The organism is Brevundimonas sp. Leaf280 (assembly GCF_001422455.1).
Classification (GTDB): domain Bacteria; phylum Pseudomonadota; class Alphaproteobacteria; order Caulobacterales; family Caulobacteraceae; genus Brevundimonas.
Genome location: NZ_LMNC01000002.1, coordinates 92,198 through 107,367, shown reverse-complemented (window position 1 = coordinate 107,367; position 15,170 = coordinate 92,198). Strand labels below are relative to the sequence as shown.

General features: G+C 65.5%; 15 protein-coding genes. 6 read left to right on the top strand and 9 right to left on the bottom strand.

All coding sequences use genetic code 11. The features are described 5' to 3' along the window. The first annotated feature begins 257 nt into the window (after positions 1 to 257). The 3 genes from tyrS (at position 258) to ASF31_RS04010 (ending at position 2,635) form a co-directional block, all read left to right on the top strand. On the top strand, positions 258 to 1,511 hold the full coding sequence (gene tyrS / locus ASF31_RS04020; RefSeq protein ID WP_055753463.1) for a tyrosine--tRNA ligase: 1,254 nt from the start codon (positions 258 to 260) through the stop codon (positions 1,509 to 1,511). Next, on the top strand, positions 1,511 to 1,975 hold the full coding sequence (locus ASF31_RS04015) for a peroxiredoxin (protein WP_055753462.1): 465 nt from the start codon (positions 1,511 to 1,513) through the stop codon (positions 1,973 to 1,975). Before tyrS ends, ASF31_RS04015 begins: the two co-directional genes overlap by 1 nt. A gap of 114 nt (positions 1,976 to 2,089) precedes the next feature. After that, positions 2,090 to 2,635: a polymer-forming cytoskeletal protein gene (locus ASF31_RS04010; RefSeq protein WP_082465003.1), complete on the top strand. Its 546-nt coding sequence runs from the start codon at positions 2,090 to 2,092 to the stop codon at positions 2,633 to 2,635. An 87-nt stretch (positions 2,636 to 2,722) separates the two neighbouring features. On the opposite strand, the gene prfB is transcribed toward ASF31_RS04010, so the two are convergent. Together prfB and ASF31_RS04000 are read right to left on the bottom strand one after the other, a co-directional pair. Next, a protein-coding gene (gene prfB / locus ASF31_RS04005) for a peptide chain release factor 2 (protein ID WP_099052186.1) occupies positions 2,723 to 3,845 on the bottom strand; the annotation gives its coding sequence in 2 pieces (ribosomal slippage) (positions 2,723 to 3,775 and positions 3,777 to 3,845; 1,122 coding nt in all). A gap of 119 nt (positions 3,846 to 3,964) precedes the next feature. Next, positions 3,965 to 6,379, bottom strand: a complete 2,415-nt coding sequence (locus ASF31_RS04000; protein ID WP_055753461.1) for a penicillin-binding protein 1A — start codon at positions 6,377 to 6,379, stop codon at positions 3,965 to 3,967. Between the two features lie 136 nt (positions 6,380 to 6,515). Here ASF31_RS04000 and ASF31_RS03995 point away from each other — a divergent pair, with 136 nt between their 5' ends. Then, on the top strand, positions 6,516 to 6,944 hold the full coding sequence (locus tag ASF31_RS03995) for an organic hydroperoxide resistance protein (RefSeq protein WP_055753460.1): 429 nt from the start codon (positions 6,516 to 6,518) through the stop codon (positions 6,942 to 6,944). 59 nt (positions 6,945 to 7,003) lie between these two features. After that, entirely contained in the window at positions 7,004 to 8,008 is a 1,005-nt protein-coding gene (gene cobS, locus ASF31_RS03990) for a cobaltochelatase subunit CobS (protein WP_055753459.1), read from the top strand. A gap of 618 nt (positions 8,009 to 8,626) precedes the next feature. Here cobS and ASF31_RS03980 read toward each other — a convergent pair. Continuing rightward, positions 8,627 to 8,983 carry a phage holin family protein gene (locus ASF31_RS03980; protein WP_055753457.1) on the bottom strand — a complete coding sequence of 119 codons (357 nt, stop codon included), beginning with the start codon at positions 8,981 to 8,983 and terminating at the stop codon, positions 8,627 to 8,629. Positions 8,984 to 9,091: 108 nt separating this feature from the next. Between ASF31_RS03980 and ASF31_RS03975 the strand changes: the two genes are divergently transcribed. Continuing rightward, complete coding sequence (locus ASF31_RS03975) at positions 9,092 to 9,529, top strand: HIT family protein (RefSeq protein WP_055753456.1); 438 nt, start codon at positions 9,092 to 9,094, stop codon at positions 9,527 to 9,529. Here ASF31_RS03975 and ASF31_RS03970 read toward each other — a convergent pair. From ASF31_RS03970 to cyoB, 6 genes are all read right to left on the bottom strand, one after another. Then, on the bottom strand, positions 9,526 to 10,062 hold the full coding sequence (locus ASF31_RS03970; RefSeq protein ID WP_055753455.1) for a response regulator transcription factor: 537 nt from the start codon (positions 10,060 to 10,062) through the stop codon (positions 9,526 to 9,528). The two genes, ASF31_RS03975 and ASF31_RS03970, sit on opposite strands and share 4 nt — an antisense overlap. Continuing rightward, a complete protein-coding gene (locus tag ASF31_RS03965; RefSeq protein ID WP_082465002.1) occupies positions 10,052 to 11,383 on the bottom strand; it encodes an ATP-binding protein in 1,332 nt (443 codons plus the stop codon). Before ASF31_RS03965 ends, ASF31_RS03970 begins: the two co-directional genes overlap by 11 nt. Continuing rightward, a complete protein-coding gene (locus ASF31_RS03960; protein WP_055753454.1) occupies positions 11,380 to 12,078 on the bottom strand; it encodes an SURF1 family protein in 699 nt (232 codons plus the stop codon). Before ASF31_RS03960 ends, ASF31_RS03965 begins: the two co-directional genes overlap by 4 nt. 67 nt (positions 12,079 to 12,145) lie before the next feature. After that, a complete protein-coding gene (gene cyoD, locus ASF31_RS03955) occupies positions 12,146 to 12,541 on the bottom strand; it encodes a cytochrome o ubiquinol oxidase subunit IV (protein ID WP_082465001.1) in 396 nt (131 codons plus the stop codon). Next, a complete protein-coding gene (gene cyoC / locus ASF31_RS03950; protein WP_055753452.1) occupies positions 12,538 to 13,161 on the bottom strand; it encodes a cytochrome o ubiquinol oxidase subunit III in 624 nt (207 codons plus the stop codon). The genes cyoD and cyoC overlap by 4 nt, the downstream gene beginning before the upstream one ends. 2 nt (positions 13,162 to 13,163) lie before the next feature. Continuing rightward, entirely contained in the window at positions 13,164 to 15,167 is a 2,004-nt protein-coding gene (cyoB, locus tag ASF31_RS03945; RefSeq protein ID WP_055753451.1) for a cytochrome o ubiquinol oxidase subunit I, read from the bottom strand. Positions 15,168 to 15,170: the final 3 nt, after the last annotated feature.

Sequence of the window (15,170 nt, the reverse complement as noted above, 5' to 3'; positions counted from 1 at the left end):
GCGCAGCAGCGTCGTCGTACCCATCGCGGCCTGAAACGGCGTTACAATGGTCGCGCCATGCCCAAAGCCGCTCCACCTGAAATTGCACCATCTTGCATTTTGCACGCGTTTTCGCGGTGCAGTGCGATTTTTCGCCGACCGAGATTAGACGAATTAGACACTTCAGACGGTGTTTTTCATCCGCACCGTCTGAACAGCCGGCGCCGCCTCGACTAGGGGAAGACGACCCTCGTCATCCCTGCTAACCCAGCCTCACCATGACCGAACACGCCTTCAAATCCGACTTCCTGCGCACGCTTCAGGCGCGCGGCTACATCCATCAGATCACCCACCCCGTCGAATTGGACGAGGCGGCCGCTGCGGGCGTGGTGCCGGGCTATATCGGCTTCGACGCCACTGCGCCGTCACTGCACGTCGGCAGCCTGATCCAGATCATGATGTTGCGCCGGCTTCAGCAGGCGGGCGGCAAGCCCATCGTCCTGATGGGCGGCGGCACGACCAAGGTCGGCGACCCCACCGGCAAGGATACGTCGCGTCCGCAACTGACCGAAGAGACGATCCAGTCCAACATCGACACCATCAAGACGGTCTTCGCCAAGTTCCTGACGTTCGGCGACGGACCGACCGATGCGGTCATGGTCAACAATGACGACTGGCTGTCCGGCTACGGCTACATCCAGTTCCTGAGGGATTTCGGCACCCACTTCACCGTCAACCGGATGCTGGCCTTCGACTCGGTCAAGCTGCGTCTGGAGCGTGAGCAGCCCATGACCTTCCTTGAGTTCAACTACATGCTGATGCAGTCGGTGGACTTCCTGGAGCTCAATCGCAGCCACAAGGTCACCCTGCAAATGGGCGGCTCGGACCAGTGGGGCAACATCACTTCGGGCGTGGATCTGGTGCGCCGCGTGGATCAGAAGGCCGCCTTTGGCCTGACCACGCCGCTGCTGACCACGGCATCGGGCGGCAAGATGGGCAAGACCGCTCAGGGTGCCATCTGGCTAAACCCCGAACAACTCAGCCCCTACGACTACTGGCAGTTCTGGCGTAACGCCGAGGACGCCGACGTCGGCCGCTTCATGCGCCTGTTCACGGACCTGAGCCTGGAACAGATTGCGGAATACGAAGACTTGGAAGGCGCGGCCATCAACACCGCCAAGAAGGCCCTCGCCGACGCCGCGACCACGCTCCTGCATGGCGCGGACGAGGCCGCAAAGGCGCGCGCCGCCGCCGAAAGCAACTTCGAAAAGGGCCAGCTGTCCGCTGACCTGCCGACCGTCGAACTGCCGTCGGCCGAGGTCTACGGCGCCATGATCGCCGCTGTCGTGACGAAGGCTGGCCTGACGGCCTCCAACGGCGAGGCCCGTCGCCTGGCCCAAGGCGGCGGCCTGCGTTTAAACGATGCCGCAGTGTCCGACGGCGCCCAGCTGCTGACCGAGGCCGACCTCAAGGCCGGCGTCATCAAACTGGCGGCGGGCAAGAAAAAGATCGTTCTGGTGAGGCCCGTCTGATGTCCGCCACTGAAGGTCAGCCCGCGCCCGCCCTCGACCTACCCACGGACGGCGGCGGCCGCGTCACCCTCGCCGCCCTGCAAGGCAAGCCTACCGTCGTCTATTTCTACCCCAAAGACGACACGACCGGCTGCACGCGCGAGGCCCAGGACTTCACCGCCCTGGCGCCCGACTTCGCCGCTCTGGGCGTGCCGGTGATCGGCGTGTCGAAGGACACGGTGAAGAAGCACGACAAGTTCAAGGCCAAATACGATCTCGCCGTCACCCTCGCCTCCGACGAGGACGGCGCAGCCTGCGAGGCCTGGGGCGTCTGGGTGCAGAAGAAGCTCTATGGCCGCGAGTATATGGGCATCGAGCGGGCCACCTTCCTGATCGACGCCGACGGCCGGGTCGCCAAGGCCTGGCGCAATGTGAAGGTCGCCGACCACGCCGCCGCCGTGCTGGAGGCCGCCAGGGCCCTGTGATCGGCGAGCGCCGTTCGGAAGCGATGCTTGACCTTGGCCCCTCCTCCACGGCCTAGTGGGCGTCGGGGCTAATAGGGGCTTGGCCGGCCTTGGCTGGCAGATGCGGAGCGCACCATGTTCACCAAGAGCAAATCCTACGACAGCGGATCGAACGGCCTGGGCATCCCCCCGGCGCCCGAACCGACCACGCCCACGCCGACGGCAGCGAGCACGCCGTCCCTGCCCGCGACAACGCCTGCGCCGCGCGCGCCTGAACCGGCCCGTCCAGCGGCCCGGTCCAGCAACCTGTCGACACTCTCGGCCGGCGTGAAATACGAAGGCAACATCTCCGGCGCCGGCGAGCTTCAAGTCGACGGCTCGCTGAAGGGCGACGTCCGCGTCTCGCGCGTCGTGATCGGCGAAGGCGGCTCGGTCGAGGGCACGGTCCATGCCGACGTGCTTGACGTGCGCGGCCGCGTCTCCGGCGCCATCGTCGCCAAACAGGTCAAGCTGCACGCCACCGCCCGCGTCGAGGGCGACATCACGCAAGAACAGCTCGCCATCGACCAGGGCGCCTGGTTCCAGGGCCGCTGCAATCAGGCCAAGCGCGACACCCCGGGCGCCGCCATGCTGGAAGCCCCCGCGCCGAAGGCTGACAAGGCGGACAAGACCGCCGCTTGACCGCGTCGAATTCGAACGGGCTCAAGTCGGCCGCAAGGCCGGAAGCCCAAAACAAAAAGGGCGGCTCGTCGGAGCCGCCCTTTTCCGTCAGTCCACGCTCGATCCGCGGGTCTCGCCGACCCGCTGGGCCAGGGCCGCACCCATGAAGGCGTCGAGGTCGCCGTCTAGCACGCCTTGGGTGTCCGAGGTCTCAACCTCGGTCCGCAGGTCCTTCACCATCTGATAGGGCTGCAGGACATAGGAGCGGATCTGGTGGCCCCACCCGATGTCCGTCTTGGCGTCGGCCAGCGCCTGAGCCGCCGCCTCACGCTTCTGCAGTTCCAGCTCGTACAGGCGCGCGCGCAGCATCTTCCACGCCATCTCGCGGTTCTGGTGCTGCGACCGGCCGGCCTGGCAGGCCACGACGGTGTTGGTCGGGGTGTGCGTCAGGCGCACGGCCGAGTCGGTCTTGTTGATGTGCTGACCGCCGGCGCCCGAGGCGCGATAGGTGTCGGTGCGCACGTCCGAGGGGTTGATGTCGATCTCGATCGCGTCGTCCACGACCGGCGACACCCCGATGGAGGCGAAGCTGGTGTGGCGCTTGGCCGCCGCGTCATAGGGGCTGATGCGGACCAGGCGGTGCACGCCCGATTCCGACTTCAGCCAGCCATAGGCGTTGGGCCCTTCGATCAGGATGGTGGCCGACTTGACCCCCGCCTGCTCGCCCTCTTCGTGCGCCTCGATCGTGACCTCGTAGCCGTGCGCCTTGGCCCAGCGGGAGTACATGCGCAGCAGCATGCCGGCCCAGTCGTTCGACTCGGTGCCGCCGGCGCCGGAGTTCACTTCCAGATAGGCGTCATTGCCGTCGGCCTCGCCGGACAGCAAGGCCTCCAGCTCGGCGCGGGCGGCGCGTTCCTTGATGCCACGCAGCGACGCGCGAGCGTCTTCCAGCGCGCCCTCGTCGCCTTCCTCGTCCGCCATCTCGGCCAGCATCACCCCGTCTTCGAGGTCCTGCTCCATCGCCTTGACGGTGTTGATCTTGCCTTCCAGCTGCGAGCGTTCGCGGCTGACGGCCTGGGCCTCGTCGGGCTTGTCCCACAGTGTCGGATCCTCGACCCGCGCGTTCAGCTCATCGAGCTTTCTCAGAGCGACATCCCAGTCAAAGACGCCTCCTGAGCAGAGCGACGCTCTGCTCGATGTCGGCCTTCATGGCCTCGACATCCGGTCTCATCGCAATCTCCGCGACACAACGCCCTCAGGTAGCGCGGCCCACAGGCCGCGCGATAGGGCAGGATTTATGGAAAACGGCGCGCCACGAGGACGCGCCGTTCGAAAGGCCTACCTAGAGCCTCAGTACAATCCGCTCAAGTCCTCGGCCGGCGCCTTCTTGGGCGGCGGCGGCGCGGTGGGCGCGGGCGACGAGGCGGGCGCGCCACTGGCGGCCTCTTGCTCGCGGCGGATCACCTCATAGTAGTTCTGCGGTCCGACAGGCTGAGCCGGGCCGGTCGGGCGCGGCGGCGGAGCCTGACGCTCGGTGCCGGGGCGGAAGGCTTCCTCGATGCCGTTGACGGTGCGGAAGATGGCGTTCTTGGGCCGCACGAACGGGCGAGCCGGCCTTTCTTTCAACGCCGTCTGCATGAACTCCGTGAAGACCGGCACAGCGGCCGAGGCGCCGGCTTCACCGGATCCCAGCGAGCGGTTGTCGTCAAAGCCGATGAAGACGCCGACCACGATGTCGGTGGTGAAGCCCACGAACCAGGCCGAGCGATATTCGTTGGTCGTGCCGGTCTTGCCCGCGACCCACGGACCCAGGCCGCGCGCGCTGGCGGCGGTGCCGCGCTGAACCACGCCTTCCAGCATGGAGCTCATCTGATAGGCGGTGATCGGGTCGATGACCTGGGTGCCGCGCTGCTGCAGCCGCGGCGACTCCTGACCGGAGAAGCCCCGTCCGCATTCGCGGCAGCTGCGGTTGTCGGCGCGGAAGATGGTCTCGCCGTCGCGGTCCTGAACATAGTCGATCAGATAGGGCGTTACCCGCCGCCCGCCGTTGGCGAAGGCGGAATAGGCGGCCGTGATCTCAAGCGGCGTGACCTCACCGGCGCCCAGCGACACCGACAGGTTCGGCGTCATGCCCGGCAGACCCATCTTGGCCGACTGATCGACGATCTTCTTCATGCCGACCGACTGGGCCAACCGCACCGTCATGACGTTGCGCGACAGCTCCAGCCCGCGCCGCAGCGTCTGAGGGCCATAGTATTGGCGGCTGTAGTTCTCGGGCGTCCAGCGCTGGCCGTTCGGCCCTCCGGCGAAGCTGATCGGCGCATCCAGCACGATCGAGGCCGGGGTGAAGTCGCCCTCCAGCGCCGTCGCATAGACGAACGGTTTGAACGCCGAACCCGGTTGGCGCCGCGCCTGGGTCGCCCGATTGAAGCTGGAAAGCGCATAGGAATAGCCGCCGACCATCGCCAGCACACGGCCCGACTGCGGCTCGATGGCGACCAGCGCCCCGTTGACGCGCGGCACCTGCTTCAGGGCGAATTGACCGCCCTGCGGCTCCACGAAGATCAGTTCGCCGCGCTTCAGCTGACGATTGGCATTGGCCCAGGCGGCGTCCGACGCCAGCAGCGTGCCGGACTTGTCGTCGCGGGCCGTGCGGATGCGCACGGTGTTGCCGCTGACGCTTTCGATGGCCGCAGCCTGCCAGCTGCGGCGCTCGGGCGGCGCCTGTTCCTTCAGCGCGACCGCCTGCCAGCCGTCGGCGAAGTCGGTCGTGCCCCACCCGCCGCGCCAGCCATGACGACGGTCGTAATTCTCGAGGCCTTGCATCAGAGCCCGGCGCGCCGCCGTCTGCAGCGTGGGGTCCAGGGTCGTGCGCATATAGAAGCCGCCGGCGCGCAGCTGCTCGCCGAACTGGGGATTGGCTGCGGCCTGGCGGCGCGCCTCCTCGACGAAGAAGTCGGCGTCCTTGTAATCCGACCGTTGCGGCGCATCGCGCGTGACCAGAGGCTTGGCGCGCGCCTCGACCAACTGCTCAGGCGTCAGCCAGCCGCTCTGCTCCATCTCGCCCAGCACCCAGTCACGACGGCCCTTGGCCGCCCCGGGGTGACGCTTGGGGTGATAGTTGTTCGGCCCCTTGGGCAGGGACGCCAGGAAGGCGGCTTCGTCGGGCGTCAGCTGCGCCAGCGATTTGCCGAAATAGTTGTAGGCCGCCGACGCGATGCCGAACGAGCGATAGCCCAGGAAAATCTCGTTCAGATACAGTTCGAGGATCTGTTCCTTGGACAGGGTCGCCTCCAGGCGATTGGCCAGGATGGCTTCCTTCAGCTTGCGGTTCAGGCTGGATTCGTTGGTCAGCAGGACATTCTTGGCCACCTGCTGAGTGATGGTCGAGCCGCCTTCCAGCCGGCGTCCCGACGCCAGGTTGAAGACGTTCTTCAGCGACGCGCGGCCGATGCCGCCCACGTCGATGCCGCCATGCTGGAAGAAGTTGCGATCTTCGGCCGCCAGAAAGGCGTGAATCACCGGCTGGGGAATCTGGTCGTAGGAGACATAGATTCGGCGCTCGTCCGAAAACTCGCCGATCAGGGTGCCGTCGCCGGCATAGACGCGCGTCGCGGTCGGCGGACGATAGTCTGCCAGCTCCGACGCATCGGGCAGGTCGTGGAACAACCACGCCGCATAGACGGCGACGACCAACCCCGCCAGGGCGATGCCGCCCAGCAGAACCATGCCCGCCCACACGAACCAGCGTTCGGCAATCTTCACTGCGTACTCCGACGACGCGCCTCGAAAGGGTGCTTTAGCCCGCGTCGCCGGTCGATGGCTAGAGCCGCGATGCAACGCCCCCTTCCCGTCCGCCGTTAAGCTCCCATCTCAAGCATCCCAACCCAAGGAGCCTGCCATGGAAGTTCTGTATCGCGCCCAATCGACGGCATCGGGCGGAGGCCGTGAGGACGGCCGTTCGGCCACCGACGACGGCAAGATCGACGTCAAACTGTCGACGCCGACCGAGATGGGCGGCAAGGGCGGCGACGGCACCAACCCGGAGCAGCTCTTCGCTACCGGATACGCCGCTTGCTACCTCGGCGCGCTGCGTCTGGTCAGCGGCAAGGCCGGCACGCCCGTCAGCCCCGACACCAAGGTCACCGCCGGCGTCGGCTTCGGCAAGAACACCAAGGGTGATGGCTTCAACCTGGATGTCGACCTGACCGTGACCGACCACGGCCTAGAGCAGCCCGTCATCGACGACCTGATCGAGAAGGCGCACCAAGTCTGCCCCTACTCCAACGCCACCCGCAACAACGTCGATGTTCGCCTGAGCACGAAATAACCGACGCCAAGGGCCGCGCGCGTGTTGAGCCTCGCGCGCGGCGCCTCTAGATGAGGTCCATGACCTCCCCGCTCGACGCCTCCCCCGATCCCCTGCTGACGCTCGAACCGCATCGTCGCGTGACCCTGCGCGAAGCCTTCGGCGTGGACAGCGACATGACCGTGCCCGCCTTCGACGAGCGCGACAGCCATGTGCCCGAGATCGACGAGGCCTATCGCTTCGATCCCCAGACGACGATCGCCATCTGCGCCGGCTTCGCCTTCGACCGCCGCGTCATGGTCCAGGGCTATCACGGCACCGGCAAGTCGACCCACATCGAACAGGTCGCCGCCCGCCTGAACTGGCCGCTGGTGCGGGTGAACCTGGACAGCCACGTCAGCCGGATCGACCTGATCGGCAAGGACGCCATCGTCCTGAAGGACGGCAAGCAGATCACCGAGTTCCGCGAGGGAATCCTGCCCTGGTCGCTGCAACGCCCCATCGCCTTGGTCTTCGACGAATATGACGCCGGCCGGCCTGACGTGATGTTCGTGATTCAGCGCGTGCTGGAGGCCCAGGGTCGCCTGACCTTGCTGGACCAGAACCGCGTTATCCGCCCGAACCGCTATTTCCGCCTGTTCGCCACGACCAACACCATCGGCCTGGGCGACACCACGGGCCTGTATCACGGCGCACAGCAGATCAATCAGGCCCAGCTGGACCGCTGGAACATCGTCACCACGCTCAACTACCTCGATCACGACGTGGAGGCCGAGATCGTCGCCGCCAAGGTGCCCGAGTGGAAGGACGCCGAGGGCCGCCGTCGGATCGCCGCCATGGTCCGCGTCGCCGATATGACGCGCAACGCCTTCATGAACGGCGACATCTCGACCGTCATGTCGCCCCGCACCGTCATCACCTGGGCCCAGAACGCCCAGATCTTCAACGACGACCTGGGCCTCAGCTTCCGCCTGACCTTCCTGAACAAGTGCGACGAACTGGAACGCCCGACCATCGCCGAATTCTACCAGCGCGCCTTCGGCGAGGACCTGCCCGAGGCGGCGACGCGGGTGAAGGTGGGATAAGCCTATGTTTCTGGCGGCGATGTCTATCGTGATCATGGCTAGCCAGGCTTCGGCTACGGAGACCGCTCGTCCGCCCCGACCATCGGACGAGGCCATCCTTCAGACAGTCTTCGAAAAGCGACCTTCCGCAGTCATCCTCGAGCACACTGCTCGTGACGTTCGAAACGGCGGACGGGTTATTTGTGGTCTTGTGCAGCATGTGGACACGATCGAGCCATTTGCGGCCTACACGATCTGGGAAGAGCCCAGTTCCATCCGGATTATCGAGAACGGTCGCCCTGTGCCGGTCCCGCCAGCGCAATGGAAGTCAAATACGTTCACGCCCGTCGAAACGGCCAGTGTCACTGGGGAAGCCGACCGCCAAAAGCGTAATGCAAACGCCTACCAGCGGGGCCTTGCGCTGAGCGTATGCCGTGATTTGGCTGCGCCGGCCGGAGCACGCTGGGCGACGACGCAAGAGCCCCACCCCGATCCCGACCGTCAGCGACTTATCGAGCAAAGGGCCCGAGCGACGACAGACATGCTTTTCCGCAGGCGTCAGGAAGCGAGCGCAGACCGGCCAAACTAAGGTGTTGAGTCGTCTTGGGCTCGCATCACCTCGTCGAGCTTTTGAAGAAGTTAGCCCCGCCCCTCTTCACCGCCGATGAAGGCACCGGCGATCCAGCTGACGACGCCGGTCACGATGGCGGCGCCGATGCCGGCCCACAGGCCGTCGACCCGGAAGCCGTCCAGGAACACTGACGTCAGCCCGATCATGGCGGCGTTCACCACCAGCAGGAACAGGCCCAGGGTCACGACGGTGATGGGGAAGGTCAGCACCACCAGGATCGGCCGCACGAAGGCGTTGACCAGACCCAGGATGATGGCGGCGGCGATGAGCGACCCCGTGCTGGTGAAGTCCACGCCCGGCACGACCAGGGCGGACAGCCACAGGCCCGCCATGGTGACCAGCGCCTGGATGATGAAACGGATCATGACGTGCCTCGTTACGTTCAAGCGTGACCATAATGCATGGCGTGGGCGAAGGCTCCCCCTCCGTGGACAGCGCTGCTATCGAAGGTTCGAACCGCACGGAGACCGCCCATGAGCCTGCACGGCGCCTATGACACCAACAACATCTTCGCCAAGATCCTGCGCGGCGACATTCCGTCGGTGAAGGTGTGGGAGGACGACCACATCCTGGCCTTCATGGACGTGTTTCCCCAGTCGGAAGGCCACGTCCTGATCATCGCCAAACAGTCCCAGGCGCGTAATCTGCTGGAGATCGAGCCCGAGGTGCTGGCCCGCATGACCGCCGCCCTGCAACGCACGGCCAAGGCGGTCGAGAAAGCGTTGAAGCCCGAGGGCCTGTCGATCCTGCAGTTCAACGGCGAGGCGGGCGGCCAGACGGTCTTCCACCTGCATTTCCACATCGTGCCGCGCTGGGCCGATCGCGAGATGAAGGGTCACGGCCATGCGCCGATGGCGGATACGGCGACCTTGCGGGCGCTGGCCGACCGGATCGCGGCCGAACTGGACTAGGTGACGCGGCGCTTTTCCAGCTTCCGCGCCAGGGTGCGGCGGTGCATGCCCAACCGCCGCGCCGCCTCCGAGATGTTGAAGTCAGTCTCCACCAGCGTCTCGTGGATCCGCTCCCATTCCAGCGTCTTGATCGAAGTGGGGCGCGTGCCCAGCGGCGTCTCGGCGTCGCCGTCCGCCCGGCCGAACGCGGTTTCGATGTCATCGGTGCTGGCGGGCTTGGCCAGATAGTGCCGGGCGCCCAGCTTGATCGCCTCCACCGCCGTGGCGATGCTGGCGAAGCCGGTCAGGACGACGATGTTCATCTCGGGATCGAAGGCGTGCAGGGCTTCGACGCAGGTCAAACCGGAATGCCCGCCCAGCTTCAAATCGACGACCGCATAGCCGGGGCGATGCGTCTTCAGCACCTCGGTCATCTGGTCGGGACTGGCGGCGCTGGCGACCGTATAGCCACGCCGTTCGAACGAGCGTCGCAGGGTGGTCGAGAACGATTCGTCGTCCTCGACGATCAGCAGCAATCTGGCGTCATCGGTCATGCGCGATCTCGTCCGTCGGAGCCAAGGCCGAAAGCGGCAGGGTCAGACGCACTTCTGCGCCGCCCGCCGGGGGATTGGAGGCTTCTACCCGACCGCCAAGCGACCGGATCACATTCATGAGCAGAAAGAGGCCGAGACCCGCGCCTGGCCTGGGCTTGGTGGAGTTGTAGGGCTTGCCCCAGGCCTGAAGGATCGCCGGCGGAAAGCCCGGTCCGTCGTCGCGGACCGCGATGCCGAAATCCTCGTCCGTGCGTGTCGTGGTCACGGTGATGCGGCTCGCTCCGGCCTCGACCGCATTGTCGAACAGCACGCCCAGCACCTGACGCAGGGCCGGGTCGGCGATGATCGGCGGGTTCTGGGCCAGTTCATCGCGGATTTGCACCGCCACACCGTCGCCGCTCCAACTGGCCACCACATCGGCGACGAACGCCCGCAGGGTCGTGCGCTCGGGCGCCTGTCCCCTCGCCTCGCCGGCCGACATCAGGATGCCGGTGACGATGGCCTTGCAGCGTTCGACCTCGGCCCGCATCACCGTCATGTCCTGGGCCAGGTCGGCGTCCTGGGTCAGGGCCGGCATCCGCTTCCAGTCACTGAGGATCACCGACAGCGAAGCCAGCGGCGTTCCCAGCTCATGGGCTGCGCCCGACGCCAGCAGGCCCATGCGGACGATATGATCATGCTCAGCCGTCTGCTGGCGCAGGGCGGCCATGGAGGCGTCGCGCTCGCGCAGGTTCTGGCTGATCCGGGTGACAAACAGCACCAGCAGCACGGCCATCAGCACGAAACAGATCAGACTGCCCTGAAGATAGAGGCTGAGCAGCGAATCCTCGCGCGCCGGCGGCAGGTTCAGCGGGCGGGAATGCAGGCCCAGCCCGGCGAAACACAGGCTGGTGATGGCGATCAGCGCCCAGGCATAGACCGGCGCCAGCAGCACGGCCCCAAGAACGACTTGCAGCAGATACAGCGCCACGAACGGATTGGCCGCGCCCCCGGTCAGGAACAGCAGCCAGGTCAGGGCCGCCACATCCGCCAACAGGGCGATCATCAGCGCCTGGTCCTCGACCTCCTGCGTGCGCACGGTCAACGGCGCGCTGACCAGATTGACCAGCACCAGACCCGCCGGCGCCGCCAGCAACCACAGCACCGGCAGCGGGATCCGCATCACGTACTGGACCAGCAGGATCGTCGCCACCTGCCCGGCGACCGCCAGCCAGCGCAACTGGATCAGCAGCAGCATGTTGCGGCGGTTGGCCCCGCCGTGGGTCGCGACACCACCTCTGAGTCCCAGGCCCAGCAGCCTTTGTACAGTTGTCGTCGTCACGACCTGTTGCGCCTGCCGTCGCGCAGGAACAGCCAAAGACCGACCAGGGTCAGCAGCGCCATGCCGAACCAGGTCAGGGCATAGACAAGATGGCTGTTGGCGAACCGGATCACCGTCAATCCTCCGCGCGGCCATCCGCCCGGGTTCGGGCTGGCGTCCGCATCAATGAAATAGGGCGCGACAGTCGACAGGCCGCGCCGCGCAGCGATCGCCGCGACGTCACGAGAGCGCCAGCGATCACCGGCGGGATCATTGGCGCGCAGGAAGCCGCCCTTGGGCTCGGTGATCCGAAGCAGTCCCGTCACCGTCTGCGGCCCCTCGATCTGACCATCGGCGCGGACGGCCGGATCGCGTCGGCCTGCGGGCACAAAGCCGCGATTGATCAGGACGGTGAAACCCCGGTCATCAACCAGAGGCGTCATGACCCAGAAACCGCCGCCGGCGTCGGTCACCGCCTGAACCAGTGTTTCCTTGTCGTGCAGGAATCGACCGTGAATCGTGACACGGCGGTACTGATCCTTGTCGCGCGTCACGCCGGCCCATTGGGTCGGACCAGGCGCTGGAACGGCGGTCGCGTGAACGCGCGCATCCACCTGGGCGATCAGATTGGTCTTCCAGGCCAGGCGCTGAACTTGCCATCCGCCCAGCGCCAGAAAACCGACGAACAGCGCCAGGCCCGCGACCACGACCGCCATGCGGAAGGATCGCGAACGTCTGGCCTTGCCGCCGGCCGGGACTGAGGATGGGTCCGTAATCTCGACCTCAGCCGCCCATCTGCGCCATGTCGTGCGTCATGGGCATCATGTTGGTGTTCAGGTGGTACATGACCCACAGCGAACCCGACAGGGCGATGACCACCACGATGATGGTGAAGATCAGCGCCAGCATGATCCAGCCGCCCTCGGACTTGGAGTTCATGTGCAGGAAGTAGATCATGTGGACCACGATCTGCACCACGGCGAAGCCCATGACGATCAGGGCCGTCGCCTGGGTCGGCAGGACGCCGGTCATGACCAGGGCGAACGGGATGGCCGTCAGGATCACTGAGAGCACGAAGCCGATCATATAGCTCTTGAAGGAGCCGTGATTGTGCCCCTCGTGGCCCAGGTGGTCGGTCTCGTGAGACTCCGGCGAATGGTCGTTCATGTCGGCGCTCATCGCAGCATGCCCAGCAGATAGACGAAGGTGAAGACGCCGATCCAGATGACGTCCAGGAAGTGCCAGAACATCGACAGGCACATCAGGCGGCGTTTGTTGGCGGGGATCAGGCCCTTCATGCTGACCTGAACCATCAGCGTCACCAGCCAGATGATGCCGAAGGTGACGTGCAGGCCGTGGGTGCCCACCAGGGTGAAGAAGGCCGACAGGAAGGCGCTGCGTTGCGGCGTGGCGCCTTCATGCACCAGGTGCGCGAACTCGTAGAGTTCGATCCCCAAGAAGGCCAGGCCGAACAGGCCGGTGATCGCCAGCCAGACCAGCGTCTGACGCTGGTTGTTCCGATCCATCGCCAGCATGGCGAACCCATAGGTGATCGACGAAAACAGCAGCATGGCGGTGTTGATCGCCACCAGCTTCAGGTCGAACAGCTCCTTGGGCCCCGGCCCGGCGGCGTAGTTGCCGCCCAGCACGCCGAACACGGCGAACAGCATCGCAAAGATGAGGCAGTCGCTCATCAGGTAGAGCCAGAAGCCCAGCATGGTGCTGGAGCCTTCCTCGTGATGCGGCTCCTCTTCCAGGTGGAAGACGGTCCGGTCGATCTCGGTCGCAGTTGCGCTCATGATCAGGCCTCCGTTCCGGCCAGGGCGCGGGTCCGCGCCTCTTCTGTCGCGCGGACCTCATCCTCGGGGATGTAATAGTCGCGCTTGTAGTTGAAGGTATGGCCAATCGAGACGGCCAACACCCCGATGAAGCTGATGGCGGCCAGCCACCAGATGTACCAGATCAAGGCCAGCCCCATCACCAGGCACAGGCCCGAGATGATGATCCCCGCCCCCGTGTTCGAGGGCATATGGATCGCCTTGTAGCCGCTCAGCGGACGCTGATAGCCTTGCTTCTTCATGTCCCACCAGGCGTCGGCGTCATGGACGTAGGGCGTGGCGGCGAAGTTGTAGGCCGGCGGCGGCGAGGACGTCGCCCACTCCAGCGTGCGGCCGCCCCACGGGTCGCCCGTGGTGTCGCGCAGCTTGTCGCGGTTGATGATCGACACGGCGAACTGGATGAACATGGCCGCGATGCCCAGGGCGATGACGCCGGCGCCGATGGCCGCGATAACGAACCAGATTTGCAGCGAGGGATCGTCGAACACCCGCATCCGGCGCGTCACGCCCATCAGGCCCAGCACATACAGCGGCAGGAAGGCCAGCCAGAAGCCGGGCACCCAGCACCAGAAGCTGATCAGGCCCCACTTCTTGTCCAGCTTAAAGCCAAAGGCTTTGGGCCACCAGAAGTTGATCGCCGCGAACAGGCCGAACAGCACGCCGCCGATGATGACGTTGTGGAAGTGGGCCACCAGGAACAGAGAGTTGTGCAGCACGAAGTCGGCCGGCGGCACCGCCAGCAGCACGCCGGTCATCCCGCCGATCACGAAGGTCAGCATGAAGGCGACCAACCACATCATCGGCAGCTCGAACCGGATGCGCCCACGGTACATCGTGAACAGCCAGTTGAAGATCTTCGCGCCCGTCGGGATCGAGATGATCATCGTCGTGATGCCGAAGAAGCTGTTCACCGAGGCTCCCGAGCCCATGGTGAAGAAGTGGTGCAGCCAGACCAGGTAGGACAGGATCGTGATGACGACCGTGGCGTAGACCATGGAGGTATAGCCGAACAACTTCTTGCCCGAAAAGGTCGAGGCGATCTCCGAGAAGACGCCGAACAGCGGCAGGATCAGGATGTAGACCTCGGGGTGACCCCAGATCCAGATCAGGTTCACGTACATCATCGGGTTGCCGCCGAAGTCGTTCGTGAAGAAGTTGGTGCCGACGTAACGGTCCAGCGTCAGCAGGGCCAGGACGGCGGTCAGAACCGGGAAGGACGCCACGATCAGTACGTTGGTGCACAGCGAGGTCCAGGTGAAGACCGGCATCTTCATCATGCCCATGCCGGGCGCGCGCATCTTCACGATGGTCGCGATCAGGTTGATGCCGGACAGTGTCGTCCCCACCCCCGCGATCTGCAACGCCCAAATGTAGTAGTCGACGCCGACGCCGGGACTGTAACCGATGCCCGACAGCGGCGGATAGGCCAGCCAGCCGGTGCGCGCGAACTCGCCCACGAACAGCGAGGCCATGACGATGATGGCGCCTGCCGTGGTCATCCAGAAGCTGAAGTTGTTCAGGAAGGGGAAGGACACGTCGCGCGCGCCGATCTGCAGCGGCACGACATAGTTCATGATGCCCGTCACCAGCGGCATGGCCACGAAGAAGATCATGATCACGCCGTGGGCGGTGAAGATCTGGTCATAGTGGTGCGCGTTCAGGTAACCCTCGGACCCGCCGAAGGCCATCGCCTGTTGCAGGCGCATCATTATGGCGTCGGCGAAGCCGCGCACGAACATGATCAGACCCAGGATCATGTACATGATCCCGATCTTCTTGTGGTCCACGGTGGTGAACCACTCCTTCCAGAGATAGCCCCACAGCTTGAAATAGGTCAGGGCGCCAAACAGGGCGAGACCGCCCAGCAGCACGACCGACATGGTCACGACCAGGATCGGCTCGTGCAACGGCAGAGCCTCAAGCGTGAGGCGCCCGAAGATTAGCGGAATGAGTTGATCAGCGTTCATCGA